This window comes from Halomonas sp. 3F2F (assembly GCF_014897805.1).
Classification (GTDB): Bacteria; Pseudomonadota; Gammaproteobacteria; order Pseudomonadales; family Halomonadaceae; genus Vreelandella.
Genome location: NZ_JABUZE010000132.1, coordinates 31213 through 49219, shown reverse-complemented (window position 1 = coordinate 49219; position 18007 = coordinate 31213). Strand labels below are relative to the sequence as shown.

General features: G+C 53.4%; 13 protein-coding genes. 1 reads left to right on the top strand and 12 read right to left on the bottom strand.

Annotation, left to right across the window (positions count from 1 at the left end; all coding sequences use genetic code 11):
* Positions 1-25: 25 nt before the first annotated feature.
* Positions 26-1519, bottom strand: a complete 1494-nt coding sequence (ubiD, locus tag INT21_RS13915) for a 4-hydroxy-3-polyprenylbenzoate decarboxylase (protein WP_089039215.1) — start codon at positions 1517-1519, stop codon at positions 26-28.
* Positions 1520-1588: 69 nt separating this feature from the next.
* Positions 1589-2848 carry a transcription termination factor Rho gene (gene rho, locus INT21_RS13910; protein ID WP_038481222.1) on the bottom strand — a complete coding sequence of 420 codons (1260 nt, stop codon included), beginning with the start codon at positions 2846-2848 and terminating at the stop codon, positions 1589-1591.
* Between the two features lie 465 nt (positions 2849-3313).
* On the opposite strand from rho, the gene ppx reads away from it, so the two are divergent.
* Positions 3314-4849: an exopolyphosphatase gene (ppx, locus tag INT21_RS13905; RefSeq protein ID WP_089039216.1), complete on the top strand. Its 1536-nt coding sequence runs from the start codon at positions 3314-3316 to the stop codon at positions 4847-4849.
* Here the strand turns inward: ppx and tilS are convergent.
* From tilS to bamA, 10 genes are all read right to left on the bottom strand, one after another.
* On the bottom strand, positions 4830-6122 hold the full coding sequence (gene tilS / locus INT21_RS13900; RefSeq protein WP_193068765.1) for a tRNA lysidine(34) synthetase TilS: 1293 nt from the start codon (positions 6120-6122) through the stop codon (positions 4830-4832). The genes ppx and tilS overlap by 20 nt on opposite strands.
* Positions 6103-7059 carry an acetyl-CoA carboxylase carboxyltransferase subunit alpha gene (locus INT21_RS13895; protein ID WP_038486504.1) on the bottom strand — a complete coding sequence of 319 codons (957 nt, stop codon included), beginning with the start codon at positions 7057-7059 and terminating at the stop codon, positions 6103-6105. Before INT21_RS13895 ends, tilS begins: the two co-directional genes overlap by 20 nt.
* Positions 7060-7231: 172 nt before the next feature.
* The gene (gene dnaE / locus INT21_RS13890; RefSeq protein WP_193059962.1) at positions 7232-10735 is read right to left on the bottom strand and encodes a DNA polymerase III subunit alpha; all 3504 of its coding nucleotides are present in this window, start codon (positions 10733-10735) and stop codon (positions 7232-7234) included.
* Positions 10736-10773: 38 nt separating this feature from the next.
* Positions 10774-11391, bottom strand: a complete 618-nt coding sequence (rnhB, locus tag INT21_RS13885; protein ID WP_193068766.1) for a ribonuclease HII — start codon at positions 11389-11391, stop codon at positions 10774-10776.
* Complete coding sequence (gene lpxB / locus INT21_RS13880; RefSeq protein ID WP_193059999.1) at positions 11381-12580, bottom strand: lipid-A-disaccharide synthase; 1200 nt, start codon at positions 12578-12580, stop codon at positions 11381-11383. Before lpxB ends, rnhB begins: the two co-directional genes overlap by 11 nt.
* Positions 12581-12641: 61 nt before the next feature.
* Positions 12642-13409, bottom strand: a complete 768-nt coding sequence (lpxA, locus tag INT21_RS13875; protein ID WP_089039221.1) for an acyl-ACP--UDP-N-acetylglucosamine O-acyltransferase — start codon at positions 13407-13409, stop codon at positions 12642-12644.
* Entirely contained in the window at positions 13406-13849 is a 444-nt protein-coding gene (gene fabZ / locus INT21_RS13870) for a 3-hydroxyacyl-ACP dehydratase FabZ (protein ID WP_089039222.1), read from the bottom strand. Before fabZ ends, lpxA begins: the two co-directional genes overlap by 4 nt.
* Positions 13850-13986: 137 nt before the next feature.
* Complete coding sequence (gene lpxD / locus INT21_RS13865; protein ID WP_089040909.1) at positions 13987-15024, bottom strand: UDP-3-O-(3-hydroxymyristoyl)glucosamine N-acyltransferase; 1038 nt, start codon at positions 15022-15024, stop codon at positions 13987-13989.
* A 51-nt stretch (positions 15025-15075) separates the two neighbouring features.
* Positions 15076-15582 (bottom strand): OmpH family outer membrane protein, encoded by a 507-nt coding sequence (locus tag INT21_RS13860; protein WP_089039223.1) that lies wholly within the window; start codon positions 15580-15582, stop codon positions 15076-15078.
* Between the two features lie 47 nt (positions 15583-15629).
* Positions 15630-17981: an outer membrane protein assembly factor BamA gene (gene bamA / locus INT21_RS13855; RefSeq protein ID WP_446719051.1), complete on the bottom strand. Its 2352-nt coding sequence runs from the start codon at positions 17979-17981 to the stop codon at positions 15630-15632.
* Positions 17982-18007: the final 26 nt, after the last annotated feature.

Genomic DNA, 18007 nt, shown 5'->3' with positions numbered 1-18007 from the left:
GAATCGTCCGACCTGCGCCACTGGGTTAGCCGTGGCGAGGTGTGGGTAACGGGATATCAATGCCCAGCTCGTCCCAACGCTCGTCAACGCGGGTCTTTATCGAATCGTCCATCACGATGGGAGTCCCCCACTCTCGATCCGTTTCTCCTGGCCATTTATTGGTGGCGTCGAGCCCCATTTTAGAACCCAACCCGGACACTGGAGACGCAAAGTCGAGGTAATCAATGGGGGTATTTTCCACCATCACGGTATCCCTCGCTGGGTCCATACGCGTGGTAATTGCCCACATCACGTCTTCCCAGTTACGCGCGTCGACATCGTCATCCAGTACAATGACAAACTTGGTGTACATAAACTGACGCAGAAAGCTCCAAACCCCCATCATGACGCGCTTGGCGTGACCTGGGTACTGCTTTTTCATGGTCACGACGGCCATCCGATAGGAGCACCCTTCCGGCGGCAGGTAGAAGTCAACAATCTCCGGGAACTGCTTACACAGGATCGGCACAAATACCTCGTTAAGCGCGACGCCTAGAATAGCTGGCTCATCGGGTGGGCGGCCGGTATACGTGGAGTGGTATATCGCGTCCCGTCGCATGGTCATCCGCGTGACGGTAAAAACGGGGAAGTGATCGACTTCGTTGTAATAACCGGTGTGATCGCCAAATGGCCCTTCCGCTGCCATATCGTCGGGGTAAATAAACCCTTCAAGAATGATTTCTGCAGACGCAGGCACTTCCAGGTCAGCATGTCCGCACTTGACAAGCTCTGTGCGTGAACCGCGCAGAAGCCCAGCGAACGCATACTCGGAGAGAGAGTCGGGTACCGGTGTGACGGCGCCTAAAATTGTTGCAGGATCAGCCCCCAGCGCCACCGCCACAGGAAATGGCTCACCGGGATGCGCTTTTTGAAACTCAAGAAAATCCAGCGCACCGCCCCGATGGGAGAGCCAACGCATAATCAGGCGGTTTTTAGCAATTTTCTGTTGGCGGTAAATACCGAGGTTTTGACGCTTTTTATGCGGGCCTTTGGTAATCACCAATGGCCAAGTCACTAGCGGCGCCGCATCGCCAGGCCAGCAGTGCTGGATCGGCAAACGATCCAAGTCAACCTCATCGCCTTCAAACGATAGCGCTTGTACCGGAGCCCGCTTAACGATTTTTGGCCCCATACTTAGCACTTGCTTGAAAATCGGCAGCTTGTCCCAGGCGTCTTTTAACCCTTTAGGCGGATCGGGCTCTTTTAGAAACGCCAGTAGCTTACCCACTTCGCGCAGCGCCTCTACCGAATCCTGCCCCATGCCCAGCGCAACCCGTTTAGGCGTACCAAACAGGTTGCCCAGCAGCGGCATGTCGTGCCCCTTCACATTCTCAAACAACAGTGCGGGGCCACCAGCACGTAATGTCCGGTCGCAAATTTCGGTAATTTCCAGATAAGGATCAACTTCTGCTTTAATTCGCTTAAGTTCACCCTGCGCTTCAAGTGCCGCAATAAAATCGCGCAAGTCGTGGTACTTCAAGGCACTCTCCCCAAGGCACTTCCCCGGCTGTCAGACATTTATCGCTAGTGCTTGGCTGTAATGCAGCGCCTAGCGGCGCTTCATCGCTTCAAAGAACTCCAGATTCGTCTTGGTATCCTTCAGACGATCAATCAGGAACTCTGTAGCAGCCGTGTCTTCCATCGGGTTGAGCAGCTTGCGAAGAATCCACATGCGCTGCATTTCATCTTCTGACGCCAGTAGGTCTTCACGACGGGTACCGCTGCGACGGATATTGATCGCGGGGAACACGCGTTTCTCAGCCAGCTTGCGGTCAAGGTGCGCTTCCATGTTGCCGGTGCCCTTGAACTCTTCGAAAATGACTTCGTCCATTTTCGAACCGGTATCGACCAGTGCAGTGGCAATAATCGTCAGGCTACCGCCCTCTTCGATATTACGCGCGGCACCGAAGAAACGTTTTGGCTTCTCAAGAGCGTGGGCATCCACACCACCGGTTAGCACTTTGCCAGAGCTGGGCACCACGGTGTTATAGGCACGCGCCAAACGGGTGATGGAGTCGAGCAGAATCACCACGTCCTTCTTGTGCTCTACCAAACGCTTGGCTTTTTCGATCACCATTTCCGCAACCTGCACGTGGCGGGCGGGCGGTTCATCGAAGGTAGAGGCAACCACTTCGCCACGCACGGTGCGTGACATTTCGGTCACTTCCTCAGGACGCTCATCGATCAGCAATACAATCAGATGGCACTCAGGATTGTTGCGCGTAATGGACGTCGCGATGTTCTGTAGCATCAGTGTCTTACCCGCTTTAGGCGGTGACACCAACAGACCACGCTGACCTTTACCAATCGGCGCAGTCAGATCAATGATGCGCGCGGTAAGATCTTCGGTAGAGCCATTACCAATCTCCATGCGCAGCCGGTCGTCTGGGAACAGCGGCGTTAAGTTCTCAAAGAGAATCTTATGCTTGGCATTTTCCGGACGATCAAAGTTGATCTGGCTAACTTTGAGCAGGGCAAAGTAGCGCTCACCTTCTTTAGGCGGGCGGATTTTGCCGGAAATGGAGTCGCCTTTACGCAGATTGAAACGACGGATCTGAGACGGCGATACGTAGATATCATCCGGTCCAGCGAGGTACGAGCTGTCAGCGCTACGCAGGAAGCCGAAGCCATCCTGAAGGATTTCCAGCACACCATCGCCATAAATATCCTCTCCACTTTTAGCATGCTTTTTGAGGATGGCGAAAATGATGTCCTGCTTGCGCGAACGGGCTAAGTTGTCGATACCCATCTCGCGGGCGATATCGAGCAGCTCGGGAACGGTTTTTTGCTTGAGTTCAGTGAGATTCATCGGTGTGTTAGAAAGTTGCTCATGAAAGCTGGGCGACAAGCGCCGGGAATAAGACAGGAGGCGTGACCTAAAAGTAGGGCTAAGCGCCGAGTGATGCGTTCAGAACCCCATCTAGGCACACGCTCAGATACTGAAAGCTAGGCAGTCTTGAAGTAAATGCCAATAAAGGAGTAACGGCATCAACGACTGCTTAACGTGAGGGTGCTAATAAACTAGTTAATCTGATCGGCACAGAAAATGCTGTTTCAGCGGGTTATCTGACGACTTGGACATCTGGCTGATGCCATTGGATACGTACTGCTCGGAATACCCGAGTAATACGCCTGTTTAATAGGCAAACAAGTTAACTCGGATCAAGCCAGTAGTTCGATGGTAGTCAAGGCCCGCGATAAACGCAAGTCTTTGACAATTGACAATACTAATAAGGCACCGCAACCTTGGCATAGCCACTAGGAAGGAACGCCCATGCCCAAGGAAATTTCACTCCCTCTCACCGCGCCGTCGGCTGAACTGGATAACACTGAACCGCAGCGCTTAGCCGCCATCGACCTGGGTTCTAACAGCTTCCACCTGCTGGTCGCTAACTATCAAAACGAGCGCCTTCAAGTCGTTGCCAGGATGGGTGAAAAGGTTCAGTTAGCCGCTGGGCTAGACGAGAACGGCTATTTAAACGAGGCAGCCATGCAGCGCGCGTTGGACTGTCTAGGCCGTTTTGCACCCTTTCTCAACGACATTGAGGATGCCAATCTGCGCATTGTCGGTACGAATGCGTTGCGCGATGCCTATAACAGCCAAGCGTTTATCGAGCGTGCCGAAGCGCAGCTTGGCCACGCTATCGAAATTATTGCTGGCCGCGAAGAGGCCCGGCTTATTTATTTAGGCGCCGCCCACGCGCTAGCCGAAAATGGCCGCCGCTTAATTGTTGATATCGGCGGCGGGTCGACGGAATTTATCATTGGCGAAGCCTTCGAGCCCAAAGCACTTGAGAGCTTACGCATGGGCTGCGTCACCTTCAGCAGCCGCTTTTTTCCTGATGGCGAAATTAGTGAAAAGCGTATGCGTCGTGCTGAGCTGTCTGCCCTGTCAGAACTGGCCAACATTCAGCGTCCCTACCTACGCCTTGGCTGGGATGACCCCGTGGGCTCTAGCGGAACGATAAAGGCTGCCGCGAGCGTGTTATATGCTTACGGCGATTCGCCCCAAGAAGGTGTTATCACCCGCAGTGGGTTGAAAAAGCTGCGTGAACGCCTACTAAAATGCAAACAGCTGGAGAAAGTTGAGCTAGATGGTCTAAAACCTGACCGAGCAAAAGTCTTTCCGGCAGGTATCGCCATTTTAAACGCTATTTTTGAAGCCTTTAATCTTTCCCAAATGCGCTTTGCAGACGGCGCCCTGCGCGAAGGAGTGCTTTATGACATGGCGGGACGGAATAGTGCGGAAGATACCCGTTCTAAAAGCCTAGATGCATTGAAGCGGATTTATGATGTTGACTCTCGGCAGGCAGAAAATGTCGCCGACACGGCCCTTCGCTTATTCAATAAAGTAAAAAAAGCCTGGGGGCTAACCCAAGAGCAAGGCCATTATCTTGTCTGGGCAAGTCATGTACATGAAATTGGCTTGGCTATCTCTCATAGTCAATTCCATCGCCACGGCGCCTATTTGCTAGAGCATTCCGACCTGGCTGGCTTTTCACGCCCTGAGCAGCGTCTACTGGCGTTTTTAGTGCGCGCCCATCGACGCAAGTTTCCGACGAAAGAGTGGCAGGCGCTGCCCGCCTCTCACCAGGAAGGCTGTGCCAAACTTGCTCGCCTGCTGCGCCTTGCCGTGCTTATTAATCACTCCCGGTCTGAAAATCCCCCGCCGCTACCAGAGATTAACGCAGAGGGTGAAGCGCTGCTGATGACGCTACCAGCCAGCGACGAACCGACGCTGTTAAGTACCGATATGGAGCAGGAACAGGCCTATATGACAGCGGCTGGATTTACGTTTTCGGTTGCGTAGAGGTAGCGGCAAGAGCAACGCCTTCAGCCTGCCACAATACGTTGGCAGGCGGCTGGATAACGCCCAGGCATGACTCACCTTCCATTACTACAATCAAACGCTCACGTTCCCAGGGCGGCACTCCCCGCTCTTGGAGCAAGCGTTTAACGTCACGCCGTCCACGCTCTTTTAACGCCACCACTTCGCCACCACGTCGCCAACGCAACGTTACGCGGCGCGGCGGTGCCAGCGATACTTCCAGCACGCCCAAAGGGGTTAGTTGCCCTGGCGCGCCTTCCCACTCGACTTCCCATTCAGGCAGTGGCTTAAGCGGTGCCATGAGATAGAGACGGCGTTGCCAAATCCGTGCGTCTACTCCTGGCCATTCAACCTTCACCTGGGCGTCGTTCACTGCGCCTAACTGCGCTAGCAGGCTTTCGAGGCGTTTTTGCGGAGGGGTTGGGAGCGCTAGCTGCTTACAAAGCGTACGCACCAGCAGCCGCTGGCGAGGTAAGGAGCGTTGACTAAGCAGCGTAGCATCCATGCAGTGTTCTCCGCGCATCAGCGTTGCCAGCTCTTCCTCGGCATAGGCCGCCAATAGCTGGTCTGCCTCACCGGCATGCTGGGCGCTATTGGCAAGGGCTCGTGCAGCGCCAGGCCAACGTAGTTGTAGTGCTGGCATCACCTGATGGCGTAAGCGATTGCGATCAAACGCGATGTCTCGGTTTGTCGGGTCTTCGCACCAGCTGATTGATAATCCATGCGCCGCATCAGCCAACGTCTGTCTGCTGACACTCAACCAGGGCCGCAGCAGAGTGAGCCCCTGCCACTCGCGGCGAAAAGGCATACCCGCCAAGCCACGCACACCACTGCCACGCAACGCGGCCAGCAGTAGCGTCTCTGCTTGGTCATCTTGGTGCTGGGCTAGCCATAGCGTATCGCCAGTGGGAATATGCGCCATAAACGCTTGGTAGCGCGCTCGCCGCGCCGCCCCCTCGATACCCTCGCCCTGAGCGTCCACAGCCACGTTGGCCGTCACTAGTGATACACCAAGCGTATCGCACAGCGTTTGACAATGCGCTTCAAAGGCGCTGGCTGCCGCCTGTAGACCATGGTTAATATGCATCGCCCGCAGCGGACGACGTGCGTCCCGGCAAACCTGAGCGGCCAACGTTAGCAGCAGCGAAGAGTCTAGCCCACCGGAAAGCGCTACCCAAATAGTACGCCCCGGCGGGGTCTCCGCCAGGGCGTCATTCAGTAAACGTAACAGCGGCTTAGGCGGCTGGGGCGCCATAGCTCATCAACCGTTTATAGCGGCGCTCTAGTAGCGCATCGCTATCAAAGCTTTGCAGGCGTTCCAGACTATTAGCCAAAGCCTCTTTAACGCGCTCAGCCGTCGTCAGTGGATGGCGATGAGCACCACCCAGCGGCTCTTTAATTAGCTCATCAACAAAGCCAAGCTCTTTGAGGCGCTCAGCAGTGATCCCCATGGCTTGAGCGGCATCAGATGCTTTTTCAGCGCTCTTCCAAAGAATAGACGCACAGCCTTCTGGAGAAATAACCGAATAGGTAGAGTACTGCAGCATATGCAGCTCGTCGCACACACCAATCGCCAGCGCGCCACCAGAACCACCTTCCCCCACTACGGTGGAGATAATCGGTGTTTTCAGGCGTGACATTACCGCCAAATTATACGCAATGGCTTCCGATTGCCCGCGCTCTTCTGCATCGATCCCTGGGTAAGCCCCAGGCGTATCGATAAAGGTTAGGATGGGCATTTTAAAGCGTTCAGCCATTTCCATTAGGCGGCAGGCTTTACGGTAGCCTTCCGGGCGCGGCATGCCAAAGTTGCGACGTACTTTCTCTTTAACATCGCGTCCTTTTTGATGCCCAATGACCATCACCGGCTGATCATTCAAACGCGCAACGCCTCCGACAAGGGCTGCATCATCGGCAAAATTGCGGTCGCCGTGAAGCTCATCAAAGTCAGTAAAAATATGCTCAAGATAATCCAGCGTATAAGGGCGCTGCGGATGGCGAGATATTTGGGAAACCTGCCAGGGGGTTAAATCTTTGAAGATCGATTCGGTTAACTTACGGCTTTTTTCTTCCAGCCGAGATATCTCATCGGAGAGATTAACCTGGCTATCGGAGCTGACCAAACGCAGCTCCTCAATTTTTGCCTGAAGCTCGGCAATGGGCTGTTCAAAATCGAGATAGTTAGGATTCATCGGCTCTGCCTGTAAGCTGCCTATAAAAAAAGAAGCCTTGTCGAAACGGGCATGTATGGGGGCATTATCGCACCCTGAACCTGCCACGCAAGGCAGTACCCTTTCAATTAGCGTGCTGCACCGCCATTTAGCACTCAATTTGACGGTGGCACGCGCATGTTTATAGCGTTTGTTAGCGGTAGCGTAGCTGAACGCCAACCTGCCCCTGCACATCACGAAGGGCCAACAACAAGTCGTCGCTGGGAGCTACTTTCCATTCATCGGCCAGCGCCAGCCAGCCAACCGCTGCTGAGTGGCGATACTGCAGCCGCACCGGCAACCCGCCGGTATCGCGGTATGGCGTAAGACTCTCACGCAGGCTATCGACTAAACGCCCGTTGATCTGTTCAGCATCCAATGCAAGTTCTACCGCTTCGCCATAGCGAATCCGTGCGGTCACCATCGGCGTAACGTCTTTACCCCGCAAACGCAAACCGCCGGAGAAGTCATCGTTGGATACTTCGCCTTCAACGATAATCACTTGGTCAGATTCGATTTGGCCCCGCAGTTGCTCAAATAGTTCGCCAAACAGGGAAGCTTCGATACGCCCGGTGCGATCATCCAGCGTGATAAACGCCATGGTATCGCCACGCTTGGACTTCATAGTGCGCATGGCTACCACTAAGCCAGCCACCCGCTGCGGCTCACGAGAGGCCTTCAAATCACTAATGCGAGTAGAGACAAAGCGCTTTAGCTCACGCTCATATTCATCAATGGGATGGCCGGTCAGATAGAGACCCAGCGTATCTTTTTCACCAGAAAGGCGCTCACGATCTGTCCATTCACGGGCGCTCTGATACTCAGCGTAAGGGTCCGTTTCTTCCTCTTCCGCAGTAAACGCATCGCCAAACATATCCAGCATACCCAGATTTTGGTTGGCATGGTTTTGAGCAGCCGCTTTCAAGGCGTCTTCCATCGCGGCGGAAAGCACCGCCCGGTTAGGGCCAAGATTATCCAGTGCGCCAGAGCGAATCAGCGCTTCCAGCGTTCGCTTGTTCATCCGTTTTGGATCAAGGCGGCGACAAAAATCGAACAGATCTTTAAATGGACCATCGGTGCTACGGGCTTCAACAATCGCACCAATTGGGCCTTCACCGACACCGCGAATGGCACCCAGGCCGTAAACCACGCGCCCTTCCGTATCAACGGTGAACTTGTAGCCACCGACATTAACATCCGGCGGTGTGACGGTAAGCTTGAGGTGGCGGCACTCCTCAATTAGCGGCACTACCTTGTCCAGGTTATCCATTTCCGTTGACATAACGGCGGCCATAAACGGGCCAGGATAGTGCGCTTTCAACCAGGCGGTTTGATAAGACACCAAGGCGTAAGCGGCAGAGTGCGATTTGTTAAAACCATAACCGGCGAATTTCTCAACAAGATCAAAGATATTGCCAGCAAGGTCTTTATCGATACCGTTGGCGGCACAGCCTTCCATAAAGCCTGAACGCTGCTTGGCCATCTCTTCGGGCTTTTTCTTACCCATGGCGCGGCGCAGCATGTCTGCCTGCCCCAGTGAATAGCCGGCCATTACCTGAGCAATCTGCATGACCTGCTCTTGGTACAAAATAATGCCGTATGTCGGGCTGAGTACCGGCTTTAACAGGTCATGCTGATAATCTGGGTGGGGGTAAGAGACTTCGGCACGGCCGTGCTTACGATTGATAAAGTCATCAACCATGCCGGACTGCAGCGGGCCTGGGCGGAATAGCGCCACCAGAGCGATCATATCGTCGAGGGAGTCTGGCAGCAGGCGCTTAATCAGCTCCTTCATACCACGAGATTCCAACTGGAAAACGGCGGTGGTTTCCGCGCGTTTAAGCATCTCAAACGTTTTGCTGTCGTCCAGCGGGATAGCGTCGATGTTAAGTGGCGCTTGACCGTTTACCCCCCGCACTTTATCGACCATTTCCAGCGCCCAGTCGATAATCGTCAGCGTCCGCAAGCCCAAAAAGTCGAACTTTACTAGCCCAGCGTCTTCGATGTCGTTTTTATCGAACTGCACCACCAGGCCAGAGCCATCTTCATCGCACAGCAGCGGCGAGAAATCGGTCAGTTTGGTGGGCGCAATGACGACGCCCCCCGCGTGCTTACCGGTACCCCGGGTGGTGCCCTCTAGCTTGAGGGCCATTTCCCAGATCTCTTCGGCTTCGTCGTCGTTGCCGATAAACTCTTTCAGTGCCGGTTCTTGCTCTATCGCTTTGGCAAGCGTCATACCCACTTCAAAGGGGATCAGCTTAGAGAGCTTATCGCCTAAGGAGTAAGGCCGCCCCTGAGCGCGCGCCACGTCGCGCACCACCGCTTTTGCAGCCATGGTGCCAAAGGTGACAATCTGAGATACCGCATTGCGGCCGTAACGATTAGCTACATATTCAATCACTTTGTCGCGCTTTTCCATGCAAAAGTCGACGTCAAAGTCGGGCATGGAGACACGCTCAGGATTAAGAAAGCGTTCGAACAGCAGATCGTAGCCAATGGGATCAAGATCGGTAATTTTTTGCGCGTAAGCCACTAATGAGCCCGCACCGGAACCACGCCCTGGGCCGACTGGCACGTTGTTATCCTTGGCCCACTGGATAAAGTCCATCACGATCAGGAAGTAACCAGGAAACCCCATCTGGATAATAACGTTCAGCTCAAACTCAAGCCTGTCACGGTAACGTTGATCAATCTCGCGATATGAATCGCTATCGCGGGGGTACTGTTCAACAGGGAACAGAAAATCTAACCGTTCAGTGAGGCCGTCATGGGAGACTTTGCGGAAAAACTCATCCTGCGTCATCCCTTCGGGAATTTCGAACTCAGGTAGGAAAATTTCGCCCAACCGTACATCAACGCTACACCGCTCGGCGATCATAACGCTGTTCTCAAGCGCCTCAGGAATATCAGCAAACAGTGCTGCCATCTCCTCAGGACTTTTTAGGTACTGCTCTTCGGTGTAGCGTCGTTCACGGCGCGGATCATCCAAGGCCTTGCCTTCACCGATGGCAACGCGGGTTTCGTGCGCCCAAAAGTCCTCCCGCTCTAAAAAGCGCACGTCATTGGTCGCTACCACTGGGGTATTCGACTCAATCGCAAGCTTCACACTCGCGTGAACGCAGTCTTCTTCAAGTGGCCGCCCGGTACGGATTAACTCCAAATAAAAACGGTCTGGAAAGGCGCGCTGCCACTCTTCCAACAGCTCTCGGGCTTCGCGCTCATGATCAGACAGCAAGTGACGACCTATCTCGCCTTCACGCCCGCCTGATAGCGCAATCAGTCCTTCGCTTTGCGCTAGCACCCACTGTTTGTCCAGAATGGCTCGCCCTTGGCGCTGGCCATCGGTCCACCCTTTAGAAATCAATTCAGTGAGATTGCGGTAACCCACATCGTTCATCGCCAGCAGCGTAATGCGATACGGATGGGCCTCATCATGGGGGTTGTACAACCATAAGTCGCTACCGATGATGGGCTTCAGGCCAGCGCCCTGCGCCGCTTTGTAGAACTTAACCAAACCAAACAAGTTAGCTTCATCGGTTAAGGCCAGAGCCGGCATCCCGCGCTCAGCGGTGGTACTGACCAGTGACTTGAGTTTTACCAAGCCATCAACCAGGGAGTATTCACTGTGCAAACGTAGATGAACAAACGGAACCGTCATGGGACTCTCAGCAACAAAGCTAGATAAATAGAAAATGCTTACAGCAGCGCTAACTGACGCTGAACCGGCGCAAAGCTCCGGCGGTGTTCGGCAAGCGGCCCGTGGGCAGACAGTGCCGCTAAATGTTCTTTCGTTGGATAACCTTTATGGCGGGCAAAGCCATAATCAGGATAGCGCAGATCAAGCTCAGCCATCTGAGCATCTCTGGCCACCTTGGCTAAAATTGACGCAGCGGCGATCGCAGGATGACGGGCATCGCCTTTTACCACCGCTTGCCCAGGAAGCTCGTGCCCAGGCAACCGATTACCATCGACCAATAAATATTCAGCCGCGGGTGTTAAAGCATCAATGGCACGCCGCATAGCAAGATGAGTGGCATGGTAGATATTTAGCTGATCAACCTCAGCAGCACTGGCCTCGGCCACAGCAAACGCTAACGCACGTTCGCGAATCAGCACATCCAGCGCTTCGCGTTTTTTAGCAGTGAGCTTTTTTGAATCCGTCAGCCCCTCAATAGGGCGACTAAGATCAAGAATCACCGCCGATGCCACAACACTGCCAATCAGAGGCCCACGCCCAACTTCGTCAACGCCCGCTAAGAAGTCACCACGATAGTCGATCACTAAGGGGGGATAATCAGTCGGCTTAACGGCCATGATGACCCTCTTCGTAGGAAACTATTTCGTCGCTAGCCAATGGCTGGCCCGCCGCCAGAGAGGTAATTGCTTGTGCCGCTCGTTGGCTGGCATTGCGCTGTAACGCACGATGCATATCGGCAAAGCGTGCCTCCAGGGCGTTACGTGCTTGGGCATTATTAAGCATTTCGTCGAGCCGATCAGCGATCGTTTCTGGTGAGGCGGCGTCCTGGATCAGCTCGGGCACAACGCCCTCTTGAGCAATCAAATTGGGTAGTGAAATCCATGCTGTTTTCACCAAGCGCTTTGCCAGCCAATGAGTTATCGGCGCCATTTTATAAGCCACCAGCATTGACCGATGACATAGCATGGCTTCTAGCGCGGCGGTGCCCGAGGCCAGCAACACAGCATCGCTGGCTACCATCGCCTCGCGAGCCTGCCCTTCCAAGAGCATGACACGCTCGCTTAACGTGGGGTAGTTTGCCAGGAGCTGGGTAATTTCTTGATAACGCTGGCGGGTCGCTGCGGGAATGACCACATGCAGTGATTCATTACGCTGACAGAGCAGCTCAGCAGCGCGTAAAAACGTATCACCAAGAAAGCGTATTTCATTACCCCGCGAACCAGGCAGTATTGCCAGAACAGGGGCTTGAGCAGGCAATGCGAGTATCTGGCGAGCCGCTTGGCGATCATTCTCAAGCGGTAATTCATCCGCTAATGGATGACCAACAAAGGCGACCGGCACCTGGTGCTGATGGTAAAAGTCAGCCTCAAACGGCAGTAGCGTCAGCATGCCATCAACCGCCTTGGCGATCTTTTTCACCCGCCCTTGCCGCCATGCCCATACCGAAGGGCTGACATAGTGAGCTGTCTTTAATCCGGCGGCACGCAGCTGTTTTTCAAGACCAATATTGAAGTCAGGCGCGTCAATGCCAATCATAATATCCGGCTGCCAGGCGAGCGCTTCTTCACGCAGAATCCGGCGCACGCGAATGAGCTCTGGCAAGTGCTTGATGACTTCAACAAGCCCCATCACCGATAATGTTTCAAGGGGAAAGCGGCTCGTCAGACCCTGCGCTTCCATGCGAGGCCCGCCCAGCCCACGAAACTCAATGTTGGGGTGGCGCAGCTTCAGCTCGTGCATCAACCCTGCCCCAAGGATATCCCCGGAGAGTTCGCCTGCAACAATGTAGACGCGCTGAAGTGTCATGATGACGGGAGAAGTAGTGGCATTTGAATCCATCGTTGATGTCGGCTAGACATCAATGTCATTAGCGGACGATACCGCGCGTTGACCGCTCAATAGAGTCGGCAAACGTGGTGACTTCGGGCAGGTCGAATCGGCTGCGCATTTCGCTAACCGCCTGCTCGACAGTTAAGCCCTGGCGGTATACCAGTTTGTAGGCACTGCTTAATGCATTGATCGCGTCTCGACTAAAGCCACGGCGCTTCAAGCCAACAAGATTAAGGCCTCGCGCTTCAGCAGGGTTGCCATTGATCATCACATAGGCGGGCGTGTCTTTGGTAATAATCGACCCGCCTCCGGCCATCGCATGTTCACCAAAGTGACAAAACTGGTGAACAGCCGCAAGGCCACCCAAAATAGCGTGATCACCGAGAACAACATGACCTGCCAAAGTGACTTGGTTAGCTAGGATACAGTCGTTGCCAATCACACAGTCATGACCGACATGAACATACGCCATGAATAGGTTACGCGAGCCAATAGTGGTTTCGCCGCGATCCTGCACGGTACCACGGTGGAGAGTAACGCCTTCACGAACAACGTTATCATCCCCCATTACCAAGCGCGTTGGCTCGCCGGCGTATTTTTTGTCTTGGCAGTCTTCTCCTACCGAAGCAAACTGAAAAATTCGCGTACGTTCACCGAGAACGGTAGGCCCTTTAATCACCACATGGGGGCCTATCACAGAGCCAGCGCCAATCGTGACGTCTGGCCCAATAACACTAAACGGGCCAACCTCAACGTCGTCAGCAAGCTGCGCTTTGGGATCAACCAGTGCAGTAGGATGTATCAAGCGACCTTCCTCTCAGCACAAATAATTTCCGCCTCGCAGGCTAATTCACCATCAACCGTGGCACGGCAGGCGAACTTCCAAATACCACGTTTCCCACGGATGACATTGGCTTCCAGGACTAACTGGTCCCCCGGCATAACAGGGCGCTTGAAGCGCACATTATCGCTTCCTACTAGATAGTACACATAGCCGTCAGCGGGCAGCTTATTGACCGTTTTAAAGCCTAAAATACCGCACACCTGAGCCAGCGCCTCTAAGACTAAAACACCTGGCATAATGGGATGGTGCGGGAAATGGCCATTAAAAAACGGTTCATTAATACTGACATTTTTGTACGCAACGATGGATTCACCCACGGTTAATTGCGTTACTCGGTCCACCAGCAAAAACGGGTAGCGATGAGGCAAGTATTCGCGAATTTCGTTAATATCCATAACCATCGTAACGACCTCTAAAATGACAAAAGGCCCGAATCATATCAGGCACGCACCAGCAAAGTTGCTGGTTAAAAAGCAGTGAATTATAACCTGCTGCTATGCAGCCTCAAGCTAGCTGTAGCTATATTGCTGCCAAAACTCTACTTGCTGCGATGGCTTTTCTCTAAACGAGATAAACGCTTGGCTATTTCATCTAGCTGTTTAAATCGCACCGCATTCTTGCGCCATTGGGTATTATTCATGGCACCAGTACCCGATGAATAGACACCTGGTTCATGAATCGAATTGGTCACTAGACTCATCCCCGTTACCTGCACACCGTCACAAATAGAAAGGTGTCCGGACAGTCCAACGCCCCCTCCGAGCATACAGTGCTTACCCACTGTCGTGGAGCCAGCAATGCCAACACATCCCGCTAATGCGCTGTGATCACCAATGATCACGTTATGCGCAATCTGTACCTGGCTATCGATTTTTACATCGTTGCCAATGACAGTGTCTCCCAACGCGCCACGGTCAATGCTTGAGCAGCTACCGACTTCAACATCATCGCCTAGCACAACCCCGCCTAATTGAGCGATTTTGTGCCATCCGGCCCCGTCATGGGCAAAGCCGAAACCATCACCACCGATCACACAGCCGCTTTGCAAAATCACTCGCTTGCCCACAACAACACCGTGGCAAACAGTAACGTTGGCGTGTAGCCGCGTATCGTCGCCAATCACGCTATCGGCACCAATCACACTGCCAGCACCAACAACCACACGCTCACCTAACACGACGCCGGCTTCAATCACCGCATGCGCTTGAACAGACACACCGTTGCCCAACATAGCGTCATCCGCTACAACCGCTGTGGGGTGAATACCAGTCACATCCCGAGCAGGTAACGGATCGAATAGCTGGGAAAGCTTTGCGTAACCTAAATAAGGATTCGCCATCTCTAAACGCGGAACAGGGCAATTCTTGCCATGCTCAGGATGAAGCAACACTGCCGCTGCTTTTGTGGTTGCTAGATCTTTTAAATACGCACGATTAGCGAGAAATGCGACTTGATCAGGCGCTGCCTCTTTAAGCGTTGCGAGACCCCGAATCGGCTGTTCGGCGTCGCCTTCAAAATCGACGTCCAAGTGACGTGCAATCTGCGCAAGGGTAAGGTGATGAGGAGCGTGCGTCATGGGAGCCCAGAGAAACATGGGTGCGGACTAGCCGCACCAACAGTCCTAAAATTAGTTTAGCGAATCAAAAATCTGTGTGACCTCATTAGTCACATTAGGCAGGTCAGTTGATGAGTGCAACACCCCTTGAGGCTCTACCAGAACATCAATGTTGTGACGCTCTAACACCTGCTCTACCGCTTGTTCCAGCTTGGGCTCAGCGCCTTCAAGGAACCGCTGCTCAGACGCTTGCTGCGCTTGGAGCACTTCACGGCGCAGCTGCTCAAAGCGGCTACCCTTCTGCTGAAGTTCAGCAATTAGCGGATCTCGCTGAGACTGAGACATTGTCTCACCTTCACGCTGTAAACGCTCTTGTATGCGTTGAAGCTCTTCTCCTAACGCTTGAGCCTCGCGCTGCTGGTTACCGATTTGGCCTTCCAGTTGGCTCAACGATGACTGAGCCGACTGTGTATTCATCAACGCAGCACGCCAATCAAGCACTGCCACTTCAGCGGCAATGGCGTAGGCGGGAAGCGTCATGGCGCCAAATAGGCACACAGCTGCTGTCAGTTTACGCATCGTGTTAACTCCTTTTTATTAGGTAGGTACCAACGTATCCCACCATGTTAGAACGTTTGGCCCAGCGAGAACTGGAAGAACTGGGTATCGTCACCGCTTTTATCGCTTAACGGTTCTGCAACGCTGAAGGTCAACGGGCCTACCGGCGTTAGCCACGAAAGGCCGATACCAACGCTGTAACGCAAGTCACCCAGGTCGACTCCAGAACTACATTGCTGGCGCCCAATATCTGCTTCCTGCACATCATAGCAAGAACTCAAGAAGGTATTACCCGCGTCGAGGAAGAGCGACGGTTGAATCGCACGCTGGTCTTCCACAAAGGGCATTGGGAAGAGCACTTCTGCCGACCCTTCTACCAAGATATTACCGCCCAACGTACGGTCACGTCCGCCATCTCGAGTCGGTGTTGTACGCTGTCCCAGGGTATTCGATGTAAAACCACGCACTGAACCTAAGCCACCCGCATAAAAGTTCTCATAGAACGGATAAGGATCATTGCTACCCAGCGTGTCGGCATAGCCTAGATTACCGGTAAACTTCAACGCCCAAGTCTGGTCATCGTTGATCGGGAACAGCTGCTGGGCACGAGCACGCAGCTTGTAGTATTCCGCATCACTACCAGGGACACCTGTTTCTAGCGAGACACGCTGATAGTTACCCGCTGTTGGCATAATGCCACGGTTCAAGTTATTACGTGTCCAGCTTGCCGTTAGCTTCAGGCTTTGTGCGTCATCGCCTTGATCTTCGACGTAACGAATGATTTCTGAGGCAGAGTCGTCATAGGTTTTAATCGTGAGTTCTTCAATACTGGCGCCAAAGTTCAGACGGGAAAGCTCGCTGATGGGGTAACCGAAGTTAATACCAGCACCGTAAGCATCGGTGGAGAACGTCGAAATATCGGAGTCGCCGTAATCCGTTTCCCGATAAAACAGGTTATAACCGCGCGAAATACCATCCAGTGTCCAGTAGGGATCCGTAAATGCAAAGTTAACGCTGGTAAACGTATCACTACGTTGCGCACCTACGTTGACGCGGTTACCGGTACCTAGGAAGTTATTTTGCGCCAAACCGACACCATAAATTACCCCTGCACTTTGCGAGAAGCCGACACTGGCAGATACCGAGCCAGACGGTTGCTCTTCGACGTTATACGTTACGTCTAGCAAGTCGGGCTGCCCCGGAACCGGTTGCGTATCAACCTCTACCTGGCTGAAAAAGCCAAGACGCTCCAAGCGTTGACGCGACTGAGTAATCGACTCAGTCGAGGCAGGCGCCCCCTCTAACTGGATCATTTCTCGACGCAATACTTCGTCTTGCGTTGTGGTATTGCCGTAAAACTCAATACGACGTACATAAGTTCGCTGACCAGGGTTGACCGCGATCACTAAATCAACCGTTTCACCATCACCGGCCATTTCAGGGATACCTTGAACTTCAGCAAACGCAAAGCCTTCCGCCCCAAGACGCTGACGAAGCGCCTCGGTAGACGCGTTGAGATCCCCACGAGAGAACGTATCACCACGGTTAATAGTCAGTAGCTCGTTCGCTTCGTTTTCGCTAATTTGCAGGTCACCTGCAAAACGAATGTCGCCTACTTGGAACTGGTTGCCCTCATCAATATTTAACGTGATGAAGATCTCTGACTTTTCAGGACCAATGGAAACCTGTGTTGAGGTGACATCAAAATTGACGTAACCACGATCCAAGTAAAAGGAGCGTAACCGCTCAATGTCCCCTGCCAACGCTTCGCGGGAATACTCATCTTTAGGGAACCAACCAAAAACACGCCCTGGCCGATCATTTAGCTCAAATACGTCGCGCAGCGTGTCATCGTCGAACGCTTCATTGCCCACGATGTTGATCTGGCGGATTTTAGCGACTTCACCTTCGTTAACATTGATATTAACCTGAACACGGCCTTCATCAATTTCGTCAACTTCAACATCGATACCGGCGCTGTAGCGCCCCTGAGCTTGATAAACCCCTTCAAGCTCACGCTGAATCTCTTCCAACGTGGAAAGTTGGAGCACCTGCCCCTCAGAAAGACCTGATTCGCGCAGACCGTTGCGCAGATCCTCATCAGAAATCTGCTGATTCCCTTCGATGTTCAAGCGCGCGATCGTCGGGCGCTCAACCACCTGGATAATCAACACATCTCCTTCGCGCGCGAGGGAAACATCTTCAAACAAACCTGTGGCAAACAAATCTCGCGCAGCGGCAGCAAGCTGCTGTTCGCTAACGCGATCATTGGCATTGACGGGAAACGCATTAAAGACCGAGGCGGCAGATACCCGCTGCAGTCCTTCCACACGAATGTCGGAAACATCAAAGGATTGTGCTTGGGCAGTGCTGGTACCTACCAACAACAATGCCGCCATTCCAAGGGTCTTGATTTTCATGCAGTCAGTTCGCTCGCGTTGGTCTG

Coding starts and splice junctions, on each gene's coding strand:
- rho (WP_038481222.1), bottom strand. CDS start 2,848: ATGAATCTCACTGAACTCAAGCAAAAAACCGTTCCCGAGCTGCTCGAT.
- ppx (WP_089039216.1), top strand. CDS start 3,314: ATGCCCAAGGAAATTTCACTCCCTCTCACCGCGCCGTCGGCTGAACTG.
- tilS (WP_193068765.1), bottom strand. CDS start 6,122: ATGGCGCCCCAGCCGCCTAAGCCGCTGTTACGTTTACTGAATGACGCC.
- INT21_RS13895 (WP_038486504.1), bottom strand. CDS start 7,059: ATGAATCCTAACTATCTCGATTTTGAACAGCCCATTGCCGAGCTTCAG.
- dnaE (WP_193059962.1), bottom strand. CDS start 10,735: ATGACGGTTCCGTTTGTTCATCTACGTTTGCACAGTGAATACTCCCTG.
- rnhB (WP_193068766.1), bottom strand. CDS start 11,391: ATGGCCGTTAAGCCGACTGATTATCCCCCCTTAGTGATCGACTATCGT.
- lpxB (WP_193059999.1), bottom strand. CDS start 12,580: ATGACACTTCAGCGCGTCTACATTGTTGCAGGCGAACTCTCCGGGGAT.
- fabZ (WP_089039222.1), bottom strand. CDS start 13,849: ATGGTTATGGATATTAACGAAATTCGCGAATACTTGCCTCATCGCTAC.
- lpxD (WP_089040909.1), bottom strand. CDS start 15,024: ATGACGCACGCTCCTCATCACCTTACCCTTGCGCAGATTGCACGTCAC.
- INT21_RS13860 (WP_089039223.1), bottom strand. CDS start 15,582: ATGCGTAAACTGACAGCAGCTGTGTGCCTATTTGGCGCCATGACGCTT.
- bamA (WP_446719051.1), bottom strand. CDS start 17,981: ATGAAAATCAAGACCCTTGGAATGGCGGCATTGTTGTTGGTAGGTACC.